The following is an 18,223-nucleotide window of genomic DNA, read 5'->3' as shown; positions in this document are numbered from 1 at the left end:
GGCGCCCCATTCACCTCCTGGCGGCTGTCTTAGAAGTTGCCGCGCAGGATGAAGGAGAAGCGGCGATCGTTCATGAAGTAGGATCGCGGCGCAAGATCGTCCGGGTTGCCGGTGTACGCCTGCGTCGTCTTCGTCACTTCATTCAGCAGGTTCACACCCTGCACACCGAACTTGATATTGTCGGTGACCGTGAGGAAGACCGAAGCGTCCAGCTGCCCCGTCGGCTCGTTGAAGATCGAGTAGTAGGGGAAGATCACGTCGGACGCGGTCAACAGGAAGCGCGAGCGCCAGTTGTAGGCCGCACGCAACGAGATCGGACCCTTTTCGTAGAAGCCGGTGATGTTGAAGTTGTGCTTCGACAGCTGCTCGAGCGGGAGATTGCCCGGGGGCACCGTCGAATCCGTCGGAACAGCCCCACCGTTCAGGAAGGTGTTGGGCAGACCGGAGCTGTCAATGAACGTGTAGTTCGCCTGCATTCCGAGCCCGTCCAGCGGTGCGGGAAGGAAATCGTAGGTCTGCTGGTAGGCCAGCTCGAAACCCTTGACCTTGCCGCTGCCATCGAAGTTCGCAGGACCACGGATGGTGATATCGCGCGATTCCCCGCTGCCGTTGGTGATCGTTTCAGTCCGCACCGACTGGTAGAAGAAGTTGTCGATGGTCTTGTAGAAGCCATTGAGCGTGACCGAACCGACCGGTGCGAAGTACCACTCCAGGCTGGCGTCGAACTGCCATGCGGTTGCCGGCAGCAGGGTCGGATCGCCGGCGGTGCCGGTGAAGTTGCCCGAAGTGTCGATGCTGGCGGTGAAGTAGTTGCGGATATAACCATTGTCCGGCCGCGAAAGGACCTTCGACGCGGCCAGGCGCAGGACGATGTCGTCCGACAGGCCGAATTTCAGGTTCATGCTGGGCAGGATGTAGTCGTAGTCGTTCTTGATCGAGTTGTAGATGAACACGCCATCGGCGAAGTTCTGCAGAGCGACGTACGCGGCTTCGCCCAGATTACAGATGCCACCCGGTACCACCGTACCGCCACCGGCGGCTGCCGGTCGAGCACGTTCGGCGCAACGCACGTCGAAGTCCTGTGCGATACCGAGCCCGTCACGGGTGCCCGCAGTCCGCGACGTCGCCGACCGGAGATCGGTGGCCACGTAGCGCAGGCCGATATTGCCCGACATGCGGATGTCGCCGAACAGTTCGTCGCTACCGAATTCAAGCATACCGTAGGCCGCGTAGTCGTACTGCTTCACGGACTGGATGTCGGACGGAAGGTAGGGCGAGCCGTCGATTGCGCCGGCACGTCCGGCGAGCGGGTTCCACGTCGGTGCCCCGCCCAGTGCAATCGTCTGAGCCTGGATCGAGCGGAAGAATTCGACCGAGTCGTCGTAACCGTCGATCAGATCGCCCGCGTAGTAGTACGCCCCCGGAGGGCCGGGTACTTCGCCGCGGAAGAAGTTGGGGAATTCATACCGTTCCGAAGAATCGGCAGGCGTGTCGCCGAAGTTGACCGGGCGCGAACCCGACCACGTTTCGCTCAACATGCCCCAGTTGTAGGTGCTGTAGCGCACGGTCTGCTCACGGCCCTGATAGCGGCCGCCGAAACGTGCACGACGCAGGAAGGCATCGTCTTCGAAATCATAGGTGAAGTCGGAGCTGAAGGCGAACTGGTCGCCCTTGCTGTCTTCCGCGTGATCCATCGCCGCGCGCCAGAACTGGAAGCGCGGATCGTTGAAGTATTCTTCGTCGGTCGCGTTTGCGAGATCCGCACCCGGCGTCGACCAGGTGTAGCCGAGGAACTGCGGCTTGTGCGGAACGATGACCGGGTATTCGCCCGAGATATCGAGTTCCTGGTCCGCGAAGTTCGAACCGAAAACGCTGAAGTCCAGGTTTTCCTTGCGCGACGTCGCGTACTGGGCGTCCAGTTCGACGCTGAGGCGGTCGGTCAGCTTCTGCTGCAGGTTGAGGCTGTAATCCGAGTTGGTGGTTTCATCCATCACCTGGCGACGCGCCAGCGAATACTGCGAACCGCCGATCGGAACGAAGGGCGACGTTCCCGGATCGCCGCGCCAGCCATTCGAGGCATCGACGATGTAGCCCGACTGGAACAGGCCGTTCTCGTCGTAGATGTAGTCGGTGAACCCACCCACCGGGCACTGTGCGCGCGGCGGAGTTTCGTCGTTCGGGTCGATACTGCCGTTGCTGTCGACGACGTTCGGTCCTGCGCCGTTCTGCTGACAGCCGATCGGATAGGTCGAGTATTCCGAAAGGTCAGGCGCGGCTTCGTAGGTGTACTCGCCCCACGAATTGGTCGTGTGCGAACGGATGAATTCGGCAGTCAGCTGGGTACGCTCGTCAAGGCTTTCCCACTGTGCCGCGACGGAGAAACCGTCACGCTTGCGGTTGAAATCCTGGGTACGGAACTGGCCGCCAACGGGTGCCACGCGGTAGTCCGCATAGTCTGCGAAGCCATCGGCGCCCGGCGTGCCGAAGTTGCCGCAGACCGCATTGCCGCCCGGCAGCGTGAATTCGTCCGAACCCGACGGAAGCGGGTTGCGGCAAACGAACCGGTCGGCGGTGTTGGCGATGCCAACCAGCTGACCGTCGCGCGTCTGGTAGTTTGCGATCTGCAAGCCGTCTGCGCGGCTCTTGATCTGCGAGAAGGCGCCGCTGACCAGCAGGCCGAACCGGCCGCTGTCCGTGTCCCAGGTGTTGCTGATCAGGCCCGAGATGGTCGGAGTCCATTCCTCGGACAGATCGCCGTAATTGGCTTCCGCGCTGAGTGCGAGCGTCAGGCCGTTGTTGTCGAACGGCTTGCGGGTGTTGAGGTTGACCGTTCCGGCAAGGCCGCCTTCGATCATGTCCGCGGTCGAGTTCTTGCTGATGACGACCGAGCCGAGCAGTTCGGAGGGGACATCGGCAAAGTTGAGCGCCTGACCACCGACGCCAGCGGCGAAGGCGGAGCGGCCGTTGAATTCCGAGCGCACGAAGTTGAGACCACGCACGACCACGCCCGAACCTTCTACCGAGAAGTGGTCGGGGTCGTTCGAACCGGCGAAGCGGTTGATCGCGATGCCCGGAACGCGCTGAAGCGCTTCGGTAACCGAGCGATCGGGCAGCGCGCCGATGTCTTCGGCGGTGATGGCGTCGACGACCGTATCGGCATCGCGCTTGATCGACTGGGCATTGGCGAGCGACTGGCGCAGGCCCGAAACGATAATGACCGTATCGTCGGTGGCGGCTTCTTCCGCCTCGGTCGAAGCATCCTGCGCGAACGCGGCAGAACTCGCCAGCATTCCGCCAAGTACGAATGCCGATGCGCTCGTCTTAAGGACGGCACGAAGGAATGCACCGTCGCCACGACGCTGCGCAATAAGATTGCGGTATGCTTTGGTCACAAGACCCCTCCCATGTTAGCGCTACCAATGGCGCTGACGCGTTACGCGTTCTCCAGCCCGTCTGTTATCGAATCGAAGTTGGGTTGGCAAGAGACGTATGGAGAGTTTAGCTTGAGAACATACGCATATGCTGCGTGGAGAGGAAAGCAGGGGGATCATGACTGAAGCCAATGGTATCGTTACCGGCGAGCGTACGGGGTCGGTTGTCATCGTTGGCGGCGGGACGGCGGGCTGGATGTGCGCGGCCGCGATGTCGCGATATTTCAACGACGGTCGGCGAAAATTCACCCTGATCGAATCGGACGCGATCGGTACGGTCGGCGTGGGCGAGGCGACGATCCCCCCGATCCGCAACTTCAATGCCATGCTGGATATCTCGGAAAGCGATTTCATCCGCGAAACGCGCGCGACGTTCAAGCTCGGCATCGAATTCGTCAATTGGGGGCGAATCGGCGACCGCTATTTCCATCCGTTCGGAGATTACGGCGAAGATCTGCACGGCATCAGTTTCCACCAGCTCTATCTGCGCGAGCAGGCGCGCGGCGGCGACACCGGCCCGATCGACGATTATTGCATGAGCGCCGTCGCCGCCATGGAAGGGCGTTTCGGACGCCCGGCGGCAGGGGCACGCTCGCTCGTCAGCCAGATCAACTATGCCTTCCAGTTCGACGCCAGCCTCTATGCCGCCCTCCTTCGCAGGACTGCCGAACGGCAAGGCACGCGGCGGTGCGAAGGAAAGGTCGTCGATGTCGAGCGACATCCGGAAAGCGGCGATGTCACCGCCGTTCGGCTGGACAACGGCATGCGGGTCGAGGGGGACCTCTTCATCGATTGCTCGGGCTTTCGCGGACTGCTGATCGAGGAGACGCTGGAAACAGGGTTCGAGGACTGGAGCCATTGGCTTCCCTCCGACCGTGCCATAGCGGTGCAGACGACGGGTTCCGATGTCACCAAGCCCTTCACCCGCTCGACCGCGCATGGTGCAGGATGGCAGTGGTACATTCCCCTCCAGCACAGAACCGGCAACGGCCATGTCTTTTCCAGCGCGTTCATGGACGAGGAAGAGGCGCGCGATACGCTGCTGCGCAACCTGCCCGGTCCGCCGCTCACCGAACCGCGCACGATCCGGTTCAAGGCGGGCATGAGGCGCAAGGCCTGGTCGCACAACGTCGTCAGCCTGGGCCTGAGTTCGGGTTTCGTGGAGCCGCTCGAATCGACGTCCATCCACCTCATTCAGAATGGTATCGCGCGGCTGTTCGCTCTCTTCCCGGACAAACCGATCAGCCCGGTTGCCCGCGACGAGTACAATCGGGGAATGCACGAGCTTTACGAGGACGTGCGCGATTTCATCATCCTGCATTACAAGGCGACACAGCGCGACGACACGGAGTTCTGGCGCTACGTGCGCGACATGGACGTGCCCGACAGCCTCGCGACGAAGATCGAATTGTGGCGCCAGCACGGGCGGACCTTCCGCGAAAACGCCGAGTTGTTCGCCCAGCCGAGCTGGATCGCGGTGATGCTGGGCCAGAACATCATGCCGCGCAGCTACGATCCGATCGCGGACACGCTGGACGAAGACAAGGTCGCCGCCGCGATCAGGCAGATGCGGGCAGGCTATCGACAGACGGCGCAGCGTTTGCCGACGCAGGAGCAATTCCTGCGCCAGTCCGGTGCATGGCACGAAGCCACCGCGCCTGCGAGCGCCCTTGCCGGAGAAATCGGGTGAGCGTGCAACCCGTTCGCGAGATCGTGATCGTTGGTGGCGGCACGGCCGGCTGGATGACGGCCGCCGGGTTGACCCGCGTGCTCGGCGCGATGCCGGGCCTCAAGGTCACGCTCATCGAAAGCGAGGCGATCGGCACCGTTGGCGTGGGCGAAGCGACGATACCCCAGATCATCGGGTTCAACCGCATGATGGGCATCGACGAGCGGGAGTTCGTCCGGGAAACCCATGCGACCTACAAGCTCGGCATCGAGTTCGTCGACTGGCTGCGCCCCGGCCATTCCTACATCCATCCGTTCGGGACTTACGGCCTCGATCTGCTGGGAATCGAGTTTCACCATTTCTGGCTGCGCGGACAGCAGCTGGGCGACGCGGCGCCGCTCGATGCCTATTCCATTGCCGCGATGGCAGGACAGGGCGGCAAGTTTTCATGGCCGCATCCCGACCAGCCGAAATCCCCGATGTCGAAGCTGGCCTACGCGTTTCAGTTCGACGCGAGCCGCTACGCCGCCTTCCTGCGGCGCAAGGCCGAGGATGCGGGCGCCGTCCGCGTCGAAGGCAGGATCGCGGAAGTGCTGCGCGACGGCGAAAGCGGCTTCGTCACCGGCGTGAAGCTGGAGAGCGGGCAACTGGTCGAAGGGGAGCTATTCGTCGACTGCTCCGGCTTTCGCTCGCTCCTGCTTGGCCAGGCGCTGGAGGTCCCCTTCGTCGACTGGTCCAAATGGCTTCCCTGCGACAGCGCGGTCGCCATGCCCTGCGCGCTCTCCGGCCCCGAACAACCGCTGACCCGGTCGACCGCGCGCCCGGCGGGATGGCAATGGCGGATTCCCCTGCAGCACCGCGTCGGAAACGGGCACGTCTTCTCGAGCGGCCACATGGACCGTGATGAAGCGACGCGGATCCTGGTGGACAGTCTCGACGGCGAAGCTCTGGCGGACCCCAACCAGCTGTCGTTCCGGGCCGGCCATCGTGCCCGCGCGTGGGAGAAGAACGTCGTCGCTCTCGGGCTGGCAGCAGGCTTCCTGGAGCCGCTGGAATCGACATCGATCCATCTCGTCCAGTCGGGCATCGCGCGATTGCTTTCGCTGTTCCCGACCACGCGCTTCGGCGAGACCGAGATCGCTCGCTTCAACCAGGAAACGGAGCGCGAATATCGCGACATTCGCGACTTCCTGGTCCTCCACTATTGCGCGACCGAGCGGGACGACAGCGAATTCTGGCGCTATTGCCGCAATCTCGAACATCCCGATGGCCTGGCCGAAAAGCTCGAGATGTATCGCAGCTCCGGCCGTATCTTCCGCCACGACAACGAGCTGTTCACGGAGGCGAGCTGGCTTGCCGTGATGAACGGACAGGGCATCCGTCCGGCCAGCCACCACCCGGCTGCGTGCCTGTTAGACGAGGAAGAAACGCTGAAGCGCCTGCGACACATTCGCGAAGTCATCGGGCAGGTCGTCGATCAACTCCCGACGCAGGAGCAGTTCCTTCAAGGCAACGGCAGCGCGATCGCGGCTGATGCGAGGCTGTACGCGCGCGCATGACGGGCGAACCGGCACCGATAGAACAGGCGGACCTGCCGCTGGACAGCGCGAAGCTCGCCGCCCTGCGCGAAGGTGGCAGACCCGCAGTGTTGCGCGGCGCCGCGTCGCAATGGCCAGCCGTCGAAGCGGGCAGGCACGGGGCGGAGGCGGTGCTGCGCTATCTCGTCCGCGAACCCTCGCAGCGACCCGTGAAAGCAATTGCCGCCGCGCCATCCGAAGCGGGCAGGTTTTTCTACACCGACGACCTCACGCGTTTCAATTTCGTGGAAGCTCAGGGGCGACTGGAGGCATTTCTAGCCGATCTGGCCAAGGCGGTGGACTCCCCCTCTCCGCCAGCGATGGCCGTCCAGTCGGAAGACATCGCCTCGCTGATCCCGCACGTCGCGCAGGAAAATGCTCTGACTGCCCTTCCCGGCGTTCCGCCACGTATCTGGATCGGCAATCGCGTCCGTGTCGCGCCCCATTACGATGCGAACGAGAACGTCGCCGTGTGCGTTGCAGGGCAGCGGCGCTTTACCCTGTTCCCGCCTGACCAGATCGCCAATCTCTATCCCGGCCCGCTCCACCTGACGCCAGCTGGAACGCCGGTGAGCATGGTCGACATCGCATCTCCCGATCTCGAGCGTTTTCCGCGCTTTGCCCAGGCATGGGACCATGCCCTGCAAGCGACTCTCCAGCCGGGCGATGCGATCTACATTCCCTATGGCTGGTGGCACGGTGTGGATTCGCTGGATCCGGTGTCGATCCTCGTCAACTACTGGTGGAAACCCGACGTGTCGGAAGGGATTGCGCCGCACACCACCGCGCTGCTCGCCGCGTTGATGAGCATCCGGCACCTCCCCGACGACCAGCGCCGTATCTGGGGCAATATGCTGCGCTATTACGTGTTCGAGGAAAGCGGCGATCCAGCCGGTCATCTGCCAGACCATGCCAAGGGCGTGCTGGGCAAGCCGTCGCCGAGGCTGTTCGCCCAGATGCGCGACATGCTGCTGCAATCGCTTCAGTAGCCGCGCGGCGTCAGCGACGCTCCAGCACGGACGCCAGCCAGCTTTCGTAAGGCGGCGCGTATTGCAGGGCGGCGTTCGCCTTGTCCTCGAACTGCCGGCGCGCGGTTTCATCGGGTCCAAGCCGGGCCGACCGGTTCTGCGGCGAGACGCCCGCTTCGTAGCCGAGCGCGACGAGCAAGGCTGTCGTCTCCTGCCTCAGGTACGGCGCTTCTTCGCGAAACACGGTGCGCCCCCGCCTGACGTACTGATCTATGAAGCTCCCCAGCCCGTCGGGCAGCGTCTGCTCGCCGAACACCGTGCGTGCGCGCGGGGCGGCATAATGAAGGCACAGCGCATCGCGCACGCCGTCGAGCATCAGCGATGCGCGGCGGTTGTACTCGGCACGCTCCAGCGGAGCGATGCTGCGTCCGGGTAGCATCTCCAGCAGCAGATCGAGCTGCCGATGAGCGAGGTCCAGATGCAACCCCGCAAGCGGTTCGAATTGCGCGCTCGCATCGCCCAGCGCCACGACATTGCCCATCCAGCAATCCTGCAACCGGGCGGGCGCGATGCCCAGGACTCTCACCGGCTCGACGCCGAGCGCGAGCAATGCGGCGTCCTGCGCGATGCCATCGCCCGTGCCGAGCATGGTATGCAAGCCGTCGCGTCCCGCAACCTCGCTCAGCCAGCCTTCGCTCAACAGGCTGTTGCGATCTTCCAGCGCGGCAAGCGCCTGGCCGGGCTTCCCCAGCCAGACCCGCCGGGTCGGCAAAAACGGCTCCCAATTCTGCTGAGCAAAGGCCGGGTGGCGCGACGCCAGTTCGGTGCGCGGGCCGCTGCAATCGAGAAACAGGTCGGCGGAAATGGCCTGCCCGTCTTCCAGCACCACGGCCAGAATATTGCCCTCGCCGTCGAATTCCACGCCGCGAATGGTGCCTGCCACGTGCTGCACACCGATCGATTGCGCCATGCCGATCAGCAGGTCGCGGTAGGCAGGCGGATGCCAGCGCATGGCATAATCGATGTCCGACAGCGGCGTTGCGCGATCTTCCGGGGGCGGAGCGAACCGGCGCGCATCCACCAGCACTTCCGCAATCGATCCTGCGGGACGTTCGCCGGTGATGTTGCGCGGTCCCGCGCCCCAGTTCTTCGCAAAGCCAGTGGCCAGCGCCGGATCGACGCCGCCGCCATAGGGGAACATCCCGTGGCTGCCCTCGGCACCCCAACCGAAATACCGGGTGGCCAGGCGATGCGTCCCGCCAGCCTTGAGCACGATGTCGCTTTCCGCGATGCCCAGCCGCTCGTGCAGTCCGTTGGTGAACGGCAGTGCGCTGACGGCAGTGTCTGCGAATGCGGTGATTTCGACCGGGAGGCCGATCAGCACCACTTCGCAGCCCGGCAGCGCGCGCCGCATTGCGACAGCGGCAAGCACGCCAAGCTGCCCGCCGCCTGCCACGACGATGCGCTGCAAGGGCGCGCGCGGTTCGCTCATGAAGCTTGCGCCAGTCGCGTCTTTTCGGCCCTCAGGAAATCGACATGGCGGGGCATGGCCTCGACCTCGCGAAGGATCGCTCCGCGCAGCGATTCGAAGGCGCGTTCCAGCGTGTGGACGGTTCCCAGCGCGGGGCGCGGATCATGGCAGCGCGGGATGAGGCCCTGCCCGACATAGACGGCAATCCAGCTCGCATCGTAGAACAGGCCATCGGAGTATTTCTCGATCCGGCCGGTTTCGCGCCACAGCTCCATCTTTTCGGCGAGACTGTCCGGCACCGTCATCGTCCGCACGTGGTTCCAGAACTCGGAATCGTCGCGCGTGGTCGCGTTGTAATGCAGGATCAGGAAATCGCGGATCCGGTCGTATTCCATGTCGACCAGCCGGTTGAATTCGTCGCGGTCGCGCGGGTCAATGCGCCCGTCCTGCGGGAATTGTTCGACCAAATAGGTGATCGCCATCTGCGCCAAGTAGATGGAGGTCGATTCCAACGGTTCGAGAAAGCCGCTCGCAAGCCCGACCGCCACGACATTGTGGCTCCACGACCGCTTGCGCCGTCCGGGCCGGAACCGCAGCACGCGCGGATCGGCCAGCGGCTCGCCCTCGGCAGCGGAGCGGATCGCCTCGCACGCTTCGTCTTCGGAAATGAAACTGCTCGCGAAGACGTAGCCATTGCCCATGCGGTGCTGGAGCGGGATCTGCCATCGCCAGCCGGCAGGCATGGCGGTTGCGGTGGTATAGGGGCGCAGGTCCTGCGTGGCGTGGGTGCAGGGCATGGCCGCGGCGCGATCGCACGGCAGCCAATGCGTCCAGTCTTCCCATTCCGCGCCGAGTTCCTGCCCGAGCAAGAGGGAGCGGAAGCCCGAGCAATCGACGAACAGGTCGCCTTCGATGCGTGCGCCATCCCTCAATATCAGCGCCGTTACGTCCCCGCTTTCACCATCGCGTTCCACGCTTACCACCAGTCCTTCGCGGCGTTCCACACCGACGCTGAGGCCGAATTCGCGCATGAACGGACCGAACAGGGTCGCGTCGAACTGGTAGGCATAGCCATAGGTCGAGGAGAGCGAATCGTCCTGCGCGGGCGGAGTGAAGCGGTTGGCGAGCGCGGCAGTGACGGCCAGCGAATAATCGCCCAGATCGCCGGCCAGGCCGTGGCGCTGCATCTCCAGCCAGTAATGATGGAAAGCGACGCCGTTCAGTTCTTCCCCGAACGAACCGAACGGATGAATATAGCTTTCGCCGATCTTCCCGAAGTCGCGGAAATCGATGCCCAGCTTGTAGGTCGCGTGGGTCGCCCGCATGAATTCGGCCTCGGAGATACCGAGCTTTTCCACGAACCCGCGAATATGCGGCAGCGTGGCTTCGCCGACGCCGACGATCCCGACATCCTCGCTTTCGACGAGAGTGACGCGGACTTGCCCTTTCAGGATGCTGGCCAGACCCGCGGCGGTCATCCAGCCTGCGGTGCCGCCACCCAGAACGACGACGCGGACGGGCTCTGCCTCGGATTGCTTCATGGCTGGCACGCTAGGAAATCAGGGCCGGACACACCAGCGTGTATCCGGCCCGAATTGTGGGTAGCAGGAATGCTCACCGAAATGGTCAGCCTTCCATCTGCTCCAGTTCCTTGCCCTTGGTTTCCTGAATGAAACGCTGGACGAGGAAGAAGCTGATCACCGCGCAGACAGCGTAGAAGCTGTAGCTTGCGGCCAGCCCGATGCCGGTCGCCATGACCGGGAAGGTCTGGGCGATCAGGTAGTTCGCGAACCACTGGAAGAACCCGGCCACGGCCAGCGCCGATCCGCGGATCTGGTTCGGGAACATTTCTGCCAGCATGACCCACATCACCGGACCCCAACTGACGTTGAAGAAGATGACGTAGAGATTGGCCGCGACCACTGCCAGCGTCCCGAGGCCGGTCGACAGGACGAGGTTGCCGTCCGCATCGAGGCTGCCCTGGCTGAAGGCGAAGACCATCACGAACAGGGTCGCTGCCATGCCGGCCGAGCCGATCAGCAGGAGCGGCTTGCGACCGACCTTGTCGATCACCGCGATCGTCACGAAGCAGGCCGCGATCGACACGGCGCCCGACACGATGTTGATCAGCAGCGAGTCCGCTTCGGTGAAGCCCGCCAGCTGCCACAGCGTGGAGCCGTAGTAGAAGATCACGTTGATCCCGACGAGCTGCTGGAAGACTGCCAGCATGATGCCCACCCAGACGATCGACCGCATACCGAGAAAGCCCTTGCCGCCCGGAGGGGTCAGCACGTCGCGCAGGCTCGGCCGGTGATCCTCGTTGAAGCTGGCACGAATTTCGGACAGCTTCTTGGTCGCTTCGTTCGAGCCGAACAGCCGAGTCAGAACGCCGCTGGCCTCTTCGGTACGGCCCTTCGCGATGAGATAACGCGGGCTTTCCGGAATGAAGAACAGCGCGACCAGGAAAATCGCGGCCGGAACGGCCTGCATCAGATACATCCAGCGCCAGGCCTGCAACCCGCCCCAGAATTCGTTGGTCGATTCGCCTGCCAGTTGGGCGAGGAGATAATTGACGAGGAAGGCGAGCGTCAGGCCGGTGATGATCATCACCTGCTGCACCGTCGTCATCCGCCCGCGAATGTTCGCCGGCGCCACTTCCGCGATATAGGCGGGAGACAGCACACTGGCGGCGCCGACGGCCATGCCGCCTGCGATGCGCGCGATGACGAATATCGTGTGATCGCCCGTCAGGCCCTGAACGAGCGCACCGACGAGGAACAGGACCGCCGCGATACGCATGACATTGCGACGGCCCATCACGTCGGCCAGCGTGCCGGCGAAGAACGCGCCGAGGAAACAGCCGATCAGCAAGGATCCGACGGTGAAGCCAAGTCCGCCCTCGCTCAGCGCGAAGGCTGCCTTCAGGCCAGGCTGGGTTCCGTTTACGGCGCCGCTGTCATAGCCGAACAGCAGACCGCCGATCGTCGCCACGGCAACGATTGCCGAAATAAGCGCCATATTTGCGCCGTTTCGCGTCTCTTCCAATTACCCTCTCCCCGTTGCTTGTTGCAACATGTGTCCGTTATGGTAGCGCTACCTTCGTCTCAATTTGAAAGCAAAGCAAGCCACGTTTTATCAAGAAGACGTAGGCGGGAAAGGATCGGGAATGTTGCACGGTAAGAATTTGGTGGCCGGAGAATGGCGCCTTGGTGAAGGCAGCTTTCACGCTGTAGAGGCCATCAGCGGAAACCCGCTGGAGCCGGAATTTCACGAAGCATCCCGGCAGGACGTCGCCGATGCCTGCGCTGCCGCTGCCGCAGCGCAGGCGCAATATGCCGCCCTGCCCCTGGCGGAGCGCGCGGCTTTCCTCCGACTCGCCGCGGACAAGATCGACGCGCTGGGCGACACGCTGACGCAGCGCGCCATGGCCGAAAGCGGTCTGCCGGAAATGCGCCTGAACGGCGAGCGCGGGCGCACGGTCGGGCAGCTGCGCCTGTTCGCTGCGGAAATCGAGAACGGCGGCTTCCAGGGCCTGCGGATCGATCACGCGGATGGCTCGAAGACGCCGCCCAAGCCCGATCTGCGGATGCGCAAGATTCCGCTGGGGCCGGTCGCTGTTTTCGGCGCGAGCAACTTCCCGCTGGCATTCTCCGTCGCAGGCGGGGACACGGCCTCGGCCCTGGCGGCTGGTTGCTGCGTGGTCGTGAAGGGACATCCCGCGCATCCGGGAACGTCCGAACTGGTCGCCGGTGCGATTGCCGAAGCGGTCGAGGAAAGCGGACTTCCGGCGGGCGTCTTCAGCCTTCTGAACGGCACTTCGAACGACCTTGGCGAAGCGCTGGTCAAGGACCCGGCGATCGCCGCGGTCGGCTTCACCGGGTCGCGCGGCGGCGGTCTCGCGCTGGTCGCTCACGCGGCATCGCGCGACGTGCCCATTCCGGTCTACGCGGAAATGAGCAGCGTCAATCCGGTCGTGCTCATGCCGAACCGGCTGGCCGAATCGCCCGAAGAACTGGGCAAGGCCTACGTCGGCTCGCTCGCACTTGGGGCGGGCCAGTTCTGCACCAATCCGGGTATCGTTCTCGGCGTGAAGGGTGATGCGATGGACAAGTTCCTCGCCGCTGCCCGCGCTGCGCTGGACGAAGTGCCCGCGCAGACCATGCTCACCGGCAATATCGCTGCCACTTATGCCCGCGGCGCCAGCACCATTGCGGCGCAGAACGATGTCGAGCTCGTCGGGCTCGGCGCGGAAGGTACCAACCTGTGCGGCCGCGCTCAGGTCTACACCACCAGCGGCAAGGCATTCGCTGCCAATCCCGCGCTGGGCGAAGAGAACTTCGGCCCCGGCTCGATCGTCATACAGTGCGACGACCTCAACGAAATCGAGACGATCATCGCCGGTATGGAAGGACAGCTGACCGCGACCCTGCACATGGTGCCGGCCGACTATCCCGCCGCTGCGAAGCTCGTGCCGGTGCTCGAACAGCGCGCTGGACGCGTCATCGCCAACGCCTGGCCGACCGGCGTCGACGTGACCCACGCGATGGTTCACGGCGGCCCGTTCCCCGCGACTTCGGATGGACGGAGCACATCGGTCGGGACGCTTGCCATCGACCGCTTCCTGCGTCCGGTGTCCTATCAGGACATGCCTGCCGCCCTGCTGCCCAAGGCATTGCTCGACGGATCGAGCAAGACCCTGCGCCGCATCGACGGCGACTGGAAGATCTGATTTCCATGCAAGAAGCCCGGCCCCTTTGAACGGGGGCCGGGCCTCTTTCGATCGTGTCAGCGATCGTGGGCGGGGGCACCGCCAAAGCGCCGCTCGGCCCGGCATTGGGTCGAGCAAAAAGGGCGCTATCGTACGAGCGCGTCCCGCTCGAGCTGTTCCAGAACCGCGGCTGAACTCGCGTAGGGTTCGTCCTCCTGCTGCCGGGTCAGTTCCAGATCCCCGGGCTGGGTTTCGCGGCTGCGGCGCCATCCTTCCGGTCCCGGTTCGGCAAGCCCCATCAGACGAAATGCGCGCAGCCAGTGCTGCATCGTGTATTCGCCCCATTTCTCCCGGAAGATCTCGGCATTGGCAATCACGCTGTCGAGGTGATGGACCGGCGGCATGTGGTGTGGGTGATACTGGTGAAACGCCTTTGCTCCCCTCACCCACCAAAGATCGAGCCCGGCGGCATCGCAGACCCGGCCGAAATCCGTATCTTCGCCGCCATAACCGCTGAACTTCTGGTCAAACCCGCCTGTCTTCGCGAAATCGGCGGCAGACATGGCGAAGTTGAGCGACCAGAAGCAGCGGTAGTCTTGGCACGCCTTGAGCGGCGTTTCCGGCGGGCCGGGCCGTTCCGAGTGCTTGACGCCAAGCTGCTCGAACAGCGCGAAATCCACACCGCCGCGCGTCGCACCCTTCGGCAGGTAGGCGACCTCGCCCATCAGAAGGCCGCCTGCCGCGGCCGCAGCCCCCACGTAATCGCCGATCAGCTGCGGATGGGGAATGCAGTCCACGTCGAGAAAGACGAGCAGATCGCCTGCCGCCTCGGAAGCGGCCCGATTTCGTGCTGCGGCGAGACAGAGATCGTCGTCGCCCAAACGGATCTGCCGGATCGGAAACGGCGTGTCGGGCAGTTCGTACAGGTCGCGTTGCAGGACCGCGACGACCAGTTCATCGGGCTTGAACTCGCTCAACGCCAGTCCGCGGACGAGATTTGCCAGATGGCCCTCGCGCCCGTGCGCAAGTGTGCAGACGCTGACGACGCTCATGCCAGCACCGCCTTTTCCGTCTGGGGGTTCGCTGCTGCCGGCGCAGCGCCCGCGCCCTGCCACAAGCGGTCCGCAAGCTCGTCCAGCCAGGCCGCGGCATCGGCGGCAGCAGTTGGCGACAGCAACGTTTCGCGCGTCGCCTGGTTACATTCGGCAGCCTCTTGCCAGAGGGTTTGCCACTCGGCGGGCTGCGATGGCCAGACGGGCCGGGTGGCGCAGACCCCTGCCCTGCCCAGCGCTTCCGCCTTTGCGTATTGCTCGCTGAAATAGCGCCATTCCGGCACCACGATCCATGGCTTGGCGACTGCGGCGATCTGGTGGACGGTCGTGTTGCCGCAGCTCGATACGATCCGGTCCGACGCCGCAATCCATAGCGGCGCATTATCGACCCAGCCTTTCAGTTCGAGATTGCCGGGTGGCGTCTCGTGCCATTCGCTGAAGGTCTCGCCGATTACCACCCACCGGGCCGATGGCTCCGCGCGCGCGCCCAGAGTGAGCGGCGCGGTTGGCGTGCCCTGCCCACCACCGCCCGCGAGGACGAGCACGATCTCCGCATCGTCGGCAATGCCGAGACTGCGGCGAGCGTTCTCCCGGTCGGGGAAATCACCGAGATCGACGCCGATTCCGGGCGCGTAATGCGTTTTTTCCTTCAAGGCGCGGGGCCGGTCGGGCTGTTCCAGTGCCGGGGAGAAGGGCGCGAGCAGGCCTGCTGCCGCTTCGTAGCTGGCCATATGGCCGGGATCGCTGCGGTTGCCATGCTGGAGCACAGCGACATGGGGGACCGAACACAAGCGGGCAAACAGCCCCATCTCGGCGGAGACATCAGTGATGAACAGGGCCGGGTCCGCCTGCGCAAACCAGCCGCTTACCGTTGCCATGGCATCGCGGATCGTGTGCCAGCCGAGCGGCGCGCAATGGAGGACGTTCGGCGTCTGCGCGCTCGACATGTACGGAGGTTCTGCCCCTGTCGGCTCGAACAACGAGGGAATGTGCTTCACGCTCACATTGTCTGCGAGGTCGGGGAAGATATCGGTGCGAGCACAGAACAGGGTCACCTGGCGCCGTCCATGCAGGGCGTTGGCAAGCGCGGCGGCCCGCGTGGCGTGCCCGCGTCCCTGGTGGTGAACGAAAATCCCGATCGGTCCGTCCTTGCTCATGCCGATATCCTTTGTGGCGCGGGTTTGGCATCCGGCGCGAAACCGGGATTTGGCTGCGGCATCTGGAACAGGTGGCGCTTGACCCCTTCCAGCGCGCCACCGGCGTATGGCTGTTTCGCGACATAGACGGACGGGGACTTTGCCAGAGCGTCCAGTTCCGCATTGAAATTCGCGACCAGCACCGCGTTGGGACATTCGCTCAGCATGTCGAGGTCGTTGCCGCTGTCTCCGATCGCCACGACCTTCTGCAAAGGCAAGCCAAGCCGGCGTGCGACGTGCCGCATCGCGCCCGCCTTGCCGGCGCCATACGGCACGACATCCAGCATGGTGCCGTGGCTGTAGATGCATTTGGCTTGAAGCCCGGCGGCGCGCAGCGCGCGGCCCGCTTCCTTCGCGACGAAGGCATTGGCCAAGAGATAGGACTTCTTAAAAGGCGATTGATCGACCTCGCGCTGCGGGGCAATTCCGGGGACGCTCCGCAGGACCTTGACGACTTCGTCCCCGTTCCACGTCGCCGCGATGGCCGCCTCGAATTCCCGATCTGGCGAGAGGTCCGCTCCCTTGCGCCACCAGATCCTGCTACCGACGTCGGTAATCAGAAGGTGCGGGATCGAGTACTGCCATTTGCGCAAAATCCGCATCGCTTCATGCAGGGAGCGGCCGGTAGCGACGCCGAACGCGATATTGCCGTTCCGCCGCGCCCAGTCTTCCAAGGCCGCCGCGCCGTCCCGGCAACCGGTCAGAGTGTTGTCGATGTCGCTCAGGATCAGGGCATCGTGGCTGCCGAACCCCATGGGCCTCACTGTCCGTGGCGCCGTGATGTCCCTGGCAATCGCGACGAAATCGCGCGCGTAGGACGACCAGCTCATCTCCAGCGATTTCCTGGAGCCGTTGGCCGAGCACCGCTGCCATTGCACCGGGTCAGAAAGAAGCTCCGTGATGCGGTCGGCAATATCGTGCGGGTTGGCCGGGTCGGCCAGCAGGCCATGCTGCAGCTCGGATACGATATCGACCGGCCCGCCATTGCGCGTGGCCACGACCGGCGCGCCGTGCGTGGCGGCCTCCACCAGCGTAAGGCCGTAGGGTTCCATATGCGCGGGATTGACGAAGACGCCGCCAGTTTCTCTAACGAGCGCGTAGAGCCCGGTTATGTCGCTTTGCGTGTGCCGCCGCGGCCAGGCAACGCTGCCGTGCAGATCGTGCCGGTCGATGGCCTCGACGATACCATGCAGCACATCGTTCTGTTCCGCTTCGCCCTGATCGATCGATTCCCGCAAACCCGCGATAACAGCCAGATTGGCACGCTCGCGCAGTTCCGGTCGCTGCCCGAAGGCCTCCACCAGCGAGACCAGATTTTTCTTCCGCACCGGCCGGGCGATGGCGAGGATCAGCGGTTTGTCGGCTTGCCTAAGAAACGGCGCAAGCAAAGCCTGCGCGCCGTCGATGTCGGCGGTCGTCGCCCGCTTTCGCTCCACCCCGGGAATGACGCGATGAACCTTGGTGCAGTCGATCGAGGGATAGCCCGGCAGCTGGCGTTCGCATTCATCGCGAGAGGAAGCGATGATGGCGTCCGCTTCCGCAATGGCGCGATCCTCCGCTTCGAAGCGATCCTGCTGTTCCTTCGTGCGCTGCGGGCCCACCTTGTCGTTGACCAGCGAATGCGCGGTGTAGACGAAAGGTATCCCGAATTCCTCCCGCGCGGCACGCGCCACCTCGGCGGCGTCGGCGAAATGGGCATGTATGATGTCGGGCCGCTCGTCCCGGCTGCGGAGCATCTCGAGGAAGGCCTTTTTGAAGGCGGGCAGATCGCCTGCCAAGGCTTCCTTTGACAGGTATTTGGGATTGCCCGTGTCCACCCGCGTTATCCGGAGCTTTTCGCCGATCCGCTCCGACGGCCGGGCATATTCGGGCCCCAGATGCGCCTCGTCGATCAGGCGCGTAACGATCTCCGCATCCTCGACCTCGGCAAGGTCGGCGAGAGCCTGCATGGCGCCGAGCACATAGGTGATGTGCCCCCCGGTATCTTCGGTGATGCCGTACTGGACCGGCGGCGCGCGCAGGCATCCTCCGAGAGCCAGTGCCATGATTTTCAAGGGATCGTTCTCCACTGTTTGAGCCTCAGTTCAAAGCAGTGGCCGCTATCTTTGTTTCCGGATGCAACCTTTATCATGCGCGCAATGGGGCGGTTCG

Annotated in this window: 11 protein-coding genes; 4 read left to right on the top strand and 7 right to left on the bottom strand. The window is 64.2% G+C overall.

Annotated features, from left to right (window positions below):
* Nucleotides 1-29: 29 nt before the first annotated feature.
* Nucleotides 30-3,392 (bottom strand): TonB-dependent receptor, encoded by a 3,363-nt coding sequence (locus ACXYN8_RS08335; protein ID WP_458888961.1) that lies wholly within the window; start codon nt 3,390-3,392, stop codon nt 30-32.
* Nucleotides 3,393-3,549: 157 nt separating this feature from the next.
* Here ACXYN8_RS08335 and ACXYN8_RS08330 point away from each other — a divergent pair, with 157 nt between their 5' ends.
* Genes ACXYN8_RS08330 through ACXYN8_RS08320 form a run of 3 tightly spaced genes read left to right on the top strand, consistent with a single transcriptional unit; the run spans nt 3,550 to nt 7,666 of the window.
* Complete coding sequence (locus ACXYN8_RS08330; RefSeq protein ID WP_458888960.1) at nt 3,550-5,121, top strand: tryptophan halogenase family protein; 1,572 nt, start codon at nt 3,550-3,552, stop codon at nt 5,119-5,121.
* Nucleotides 5,118-6,659 (top strand): tryptophan halogenase family protein, encoded by a 1,542-nt coding sequence (locus ACXYN8_RS08325; RefSeq protein ID WP_458888959.1) that lies wholly within the window; start codon nt 5,118-5,120, stop codon nt 6,657-6,659. Before ACXYN8_RS08330 ends, ACXYN8_RS08325 begins: the two co-directional genes overlap by 4 nt.
* Entirely contained in the window at nt 6,656-7,666 is a 1,011-nt protein-coding gene (locus ACXYN8_RS08320; RefSeq protein WP_458888958.1) for a cupin-like domain-containing protein, read from the top strand. Before ACXYN8_RS08325 ends, ACXYN8_RS08320 begins: the two co-directional genes overlap by 4 nt.
* A 10-nt stretch (nt 7,667-7,676) precedes the next feature.
* Here ACXYN8_RS08320 and ACXYN8_RS08315 read toward each other — a convergent pair whose 3' ends face one another.
* The 3 genes from ACXYN8_RS08315 to ACXYN8_RS08305 form a co-directional block, all read right to left on the bottom strand.
* Nucleotides 7,677-9,137 (bottom strand): tryptophan 7-halogenase, encoded by a 1,461-nt coding sequence (locus tag ACXYN8_RS08315; RefSeq protein ID WP_458888957.1) that lies wholly within the window; start codon nt 9,135-9,137, stop codon nt 7,677-7,679.
* The gene (locus ACXYN8_RS08310; protein WP_458888956.1) at nt 9,134-10,657 is read right to left on the bottom strand and encodes a tryptophan halogenase family protein; all 1,524 of its coding nucleotides are present in this window, start codon (nt 10,655-10,657) and stop codon (nt 9,134-9,136) included. Before ACXYN8_RS08310 ends, ACXYN8_RS08315 begins: the two co-directional genes overlap by 4 nt.
* An 85-nt stretch (nt 10,658-10,742) precedes the next feature.
* Complete coding sequence (locus ACXYN8_RS08305; RefSeq protein ID WP_458888954.1) at nt 10,743-12,134, bottom strand: sugar porter family MFS transporter; 1,392 nt, start codon at nt 12,132-12,134, stop codon at nt 10,743-10,745.
* Nucleotides 12,135-12,282: 148 nt separating this feature from the next.
* Between ACXYN8_RS08305 and ACXYN8_RS08300 the strand changes: the two genes are divergently transcribed.
* Nucleotides 12,283-13,845: an aldehyde dehydrogenase (NADP(+)) gene (locus tag ACXYN8_RS08300; protein WP_458888953.1), complete on the top strand. Its 1,563-nt coding sequence runs from the start codon at nt 12,283-12,285 to the stop codon at nt 13,843-13,845.
* Between the two features lie 125 nt (nt 13,846-13,970).
* Here ACXYN8_RS08300 and ACXYN8_RS08295 read toward each other — a convergent pair whose 3' ends face one another.
* From ACXYN8_RS08295 to ACXYN8_RS08285, 3 genes are read right to left on the bottom strand one after another with little or no spacing between them, the layout of a single operon-like run.
* Nucleotides 13,971-14,876: a galactosyltransferase-related protein gene (locus ACXYN8_RS08295; RefSeq protein ID WP_458888952.1), complete on the bottom strand. Its 906-nt coding sequence runs from the start codon at nt 14,874-14,876 to the stop codon at nt 13,971-13,973.
* Nucleotides 14,873-16,033: a hypothetical protein gene (locus ACXYN8_RS08290; RefSeq protein WP_458888951.1), complete on the bottom strand. Its 1,161-nt coding sequence runs from the start codon at nt 16,031-16,033 to the stop codon at nt 14,873-14,875. The genes ACXYN8_RS08295 and ACXYN8_RS08290 overlap by 4 nt, the downstream gene beginning before the upstream one ends.
* A complete protein-coding gene (locus tag ACXYN8_RS08285) occupies nt 16,030-18,117 on the bottom strand; it encodes an HAD-IIB family hydrolase (RefSeq protein ID WP_458888950.1) in 2,088 nt (695 codons plus the stop codon). The genes ACXYN8_RS08290 and ACXYN8_RS08285 overlap by 4 nt, the downstream gene beginning before the upstream one ends.
* Nucleotides 18,118-18,223 lie beyond the last annotated feature (106 nt).

This window comes from Altererythrobacter sp. CAU 1778, assembly GCF_054482795.1.
This window is presented reverse-complemented; position numbering and strand designations above follow the sequence as displayed.